4 protein-coding genes and 1 pseudogene are annotated in these 3737 nt (G+C 26.8%); all 5 read right to left on the bottom strand.

The genetic code is table 11. The features are described from left to right. A partial coding sequence (locus AJN60_RS07535; RefSeq protein WP_180752975.1) for a hypothetical protein occupies window positions 1-1254 on the bottom strand: 1254 nt, incomplete at its 3' end. A 369-nt stretch (window positions 1255-1623) separates the two neighbouring features. After that, a complete protein-coding gene (locus AJN60_RS10000) occupies window positions 1624-2190 on the bottom strand; it encodes a hypothetical protein (protein WP_223209402.1) in 567 nt (188 codons plus the stop codon). A gap of 71 nt (window positions 2191-2261) precedes the next feature. Continuing rightward, entirely contained in the window at window positions 2262-2981 is a 720-nt protein-coding gene (locus AJN60_RS09995; RefSeq protein ID WP_237766518.1) for a lipase family protein, read from the bottom strand. Continuing rightward, entirely contained in the window at window positions 2936-3145 is a 210-nt protein-coding gene (locus AJN60_RS09990; protein ID WP_074487166.1) for a hypothetical protein, read from the bottom strand. The genes AJN60_RS09995 and AJN60_RS09990 overlap by 46 nt, the downstream gene beginning before the upstream one ends. A 262-nt stretch (window positions 3146-3407) precedes the next feature. Next, a pseudogene (locus tag AJN60_RS07515) lies at window positions 3408-3737 on the bottom strand (hypothetical protein); the annotation flags it as partial.

The following is a 3737-nucleotide window of genomic DNA, read 5'->3' as shown; positions in this document are numbered from 1 at the left end:
AAATACTATCTCAATAAACTCCCCACCGCCATCTTGTGTTTGTATTCTTATAACATTATCAGGGATGATTTCTTGAGCATTGTTTTCACTAGAACTTATATTATTGCTTTTTGTAGTGTTTGTGTATTTTGTGCCATTATTTATATTTACATCTTTATTTTTTGCTTTTATTTTGTTTTCACTAACCCCATTTACCACCACAAACTTACAAACATAAAGCTCTTGTTTTCTATCTTCATCTTCTAAGATTTCATCTAGTCCTTGTGCGATTTGAAGTTTTAAATTTTGCATTTTTGCAGGAGCTAAAAAAGTTAAATGATATTCGTTTAATTTTTTATTGTCTTCTAGGGAATTTTTGATGATTTTATCATACTCATGTAGCTGTGTAAAATACCCTACTCCTAAATCTTTATTTTCAAATTCCTTATAAGCACTTTTATAAACTTTAGCAATGTTTTTTGGGATAATAAAATAAAGTTTGATTAAATTAGTATCAAAGCTAAGATTTAATTCTTTAAATTCATAATCTTTACTAAAGTCTTGTTTGAATTGATTAAGAATATTTATATCCTCTATATCTTTTAAATCTTTTAAATCTATATTAAATTCATTTAAAGCCTTATCTTGTTCTTTTTTTTCATTATTGATTAAAAGATTATAGATAGGTAAATTATCTTTTTGAAATCTATCACTTTTATAATGAAGTCTTATTATAGGCTCTTTTAACTCTATTTGATTTTTACTTTGTTCTCCTAAGCCCTCTTTAGGATCAAAGCTGTGATCAAATTTAAACTTAGTAGGAGTAAAGCTTACTTTTAAAGCAAAGCCTTTATCTGTTTTACAAGCTGAGATGAGTTCTTGTAAGATTACATATTCATTATTGACTTTCTTTTGAGATAAGGATCCTTTTACATTAACAACTTTAGTACAAGGAACACTTACACCTGCTATAGTATTAGGACAAGCTACTATACTAGAGTTTAATAAATCACTTTCTAGCATTATAGGCACACCATCATCTTTAAAAGTTTTTCCTTTGTTTGATTTAAGTATGACTTTACCTCCATGGATACATTCTAGGTTTTGATTTTCTAAAAGAGCATGAAGTTTAGCTATAGCTTGTTTTTTATCTACTTGTGTGGTTTTTTGTTCTTTTAAAGTGTTTGAAATTAAGTCTTTATACTCTAAGCTTTGTTTGCTTAAACATTCTAATTTAATATTTAAAGAATTTTCTATAATAGAATAATTAAGCAAGCAAAGTTCATCATTTTTATAAAAGATACTAAGTCTTCCTAAACCACTGCTTTCATCTTTAGGAGAAAAATAATAACTGGGTGTATCTTGTTTTATAGTATTATCTTGATCTAATTCTCCAAAGTAAAAAGGATTGTTAGGAAGTTCATTTGAGCCTGTAAGGAGAGTGGAGTTTAGGAAGATATAAGCTTGATAGTTTTGAAGTTCTTCAAAAGTAAAATCTGTCGTTGCTTCTAATTTATAAAGTTCATCATAAATACTTTGACAATCAATGATGCTTTTATTTTCACAAAATAAATAAATACTTTTTTTATCTTTATGAATAGAATATAAAAAGTCTTTACCTATCATAATTTTCCTAAATAATACCTATTTTAGCTTTTCCATTAAAATAAAAGCTTGTGATATTTTACAAACTCCACCTAAATATTGCTCATCCCAAATTTGATCTTTTATTTTATAACTTTTTGAATTATATCCATATATTTTTGTTATATTATTAATATTTTCAAGACATTTCATATCTTTATAAACCACAATGAAAATTCTAAATTCCCCAATGGCAATTTTATGAGCTAAGTTTTCTTGATTATTAATAAAGGAACAATCTTTTCTGTATTTATTAAAATCATTTTTATCAAGAATTAAAATATATTTTTCTTTTTCATGTACTTTTAAAATAAAATCTATGATTTTTGTTTGACTAGTGGTAGGAGCTTTATAGCTTGCATAATAATTATCTCCAAGCTCTTCTAAAATACCATTTGTTTCTTGCATTATGGTGGCTATTAATGAAAGAAAATATTCAAAATGATTGATTTTTTCTGGAGAACTTCTAAAAAGTCCAAGAGGTCCATTTTTAAGAGCGAAATTTTTATTATTAATAGCATTATTTTTTAACACAAAAGTTTCTGTATAAATTTGAATATTTTTCATAAAATGATTAAGATACTCTATACACTCACTAAGGCTTTTATCTTTGACCTTATTATAGTTAGCATCTAATTCTAAAAGATAAGAATAAAATAGAGAGTATTAACAAGAGGTTTTATAGAGTGATCATTTTTCCCTGTATATATACCTAAAGCATTGCTTGCACCATATTGAGCTGAAGCAATGATTTCAATTTTACCATTATCAAATACACAAACAATCTTTTCTGGATTTAAAATTTGCTCCACAATATTATTTCCAAGCAAATTAGCTAAGAATCTCATTAGCATATTATCTATTCCATCTATGGTAGGAGAATTAAAAGTATAAACTTTTGAAGCACTAAATTTTATTTGATTAAAATCTGTACAAAGTGTTCTATCGATTGTATCACAAAGCTGCATTGCAACAACAGCTAAATATCCACCCAGAGAATGTCCTACAAAGGTAATTTTACTAGAATCTATATTATTTAGAATAGGTGCTATATCTAATAAAAATTGTTTTAAGGCATTAGCTTGAAAATCTCCTTTACCAAAAGTAAGTCCTATATCGGCAAATGCATCCATACTTACAATTCCTTCTGTTCCTCGAAAACTAACAATATACTCATCTTTTTGAATGTCATAAAAAAGTGTAGCAGAAAAACCACTAAAAGTATTGGGTTGGTGAAATTTGATTGTATAGCGTTTTGCAAAATTTTGTGTTTGGATTTCTCTAAATTCACCATTGAGTTTTGGATAAAAAGCTAACGAATCATCATAAATAAAATAATCTTTATAGTCTTTAGACAATGCTTTATAATATTCAAATTTTCTATATTTTCTCCATCTTTTAAGATTCTTTCTGTTCCTATTGTGAAATCATTAGTTTTTTGTCCATCAATATAGATAAGGTTGAAATAGCTTGCCCAAGCTAACTCAGCATAGTCTCTAAGATTCTTGATTTGTTGCTTCATACTTTTTCCTTTTAATCAAATATAAGATACAATAAAATTGCCGATGGACAATATAACAATAATAGAAAAAACCTTATCAAATATTTTTTAATTCTTGTTATTAAAAATAACCATAGATTGTTCACTATTGGAGGCAAAATTATCCATCCAATCACTATGAGAAATTCCTTAAATCTATCTGGATTATGCCCAATTAAAGGTGATATTATCCAAGCAAAGATAAAAAATATAATCCAGCAAATATAAAGTATTTTTAATATTTTCATTGCATCCCCCAAATCTCACCCAATGAATGTCCTACAAATATGATACTTTTATTTTCATTTTTGATGATTTTATCTACTTGTTCTAAAAATTCTAAAAGAGAAGAAGATTGGATATTGCCATTGAGGGATAGAGTTATGTCTTGAACTATATCTTGAATCGAGCTAATAAAATTATCAGTTTCAGTTCCCCTAAACCCTACTATAAATTCATCTTTTTGTTTATCGTAAAACAAAGTAGCACTAAAGCCACTTGTAGTGTTAGGCTGATGAAATTGAACCTCATATCTTTGAATGAAATTTTTAGTCTGTAATTCTCCAAATTCTCC

Origin of the sequence: Campylobacter sp. BCW_4323, from assembly GCF_001763115.1 — a bacterium.
Lineage (GTDB): Bacteria > Campylobacterota > Campylobacteria > Campylobacterales > Campylobacteraceae > Campylobacter_D > Campylobacter_D jejuni.
Note: the sequence above shows the minus strand (reverse complement) of the source record. Positions and strands in the feature narration are given on the sequence as shown.

Bases quoted from the DNA above. Each gene is read 5' to 3' on its own strand.
- AJN60_RS10000 (WP_223209402.1), bottom strand. From the start codon at position 2,190: ATGAAAAATATTCAAATTTATACAGAAACTTTTGTGTTAAAAAATAAT.
- AJN60_RS09990 (WP_074487166.1), bottom strand. From the start codon at position 3,145: ATGAAGCAACAAATCAAGAATCTTAGAGACTATGCTGAGTTAGCTTGG.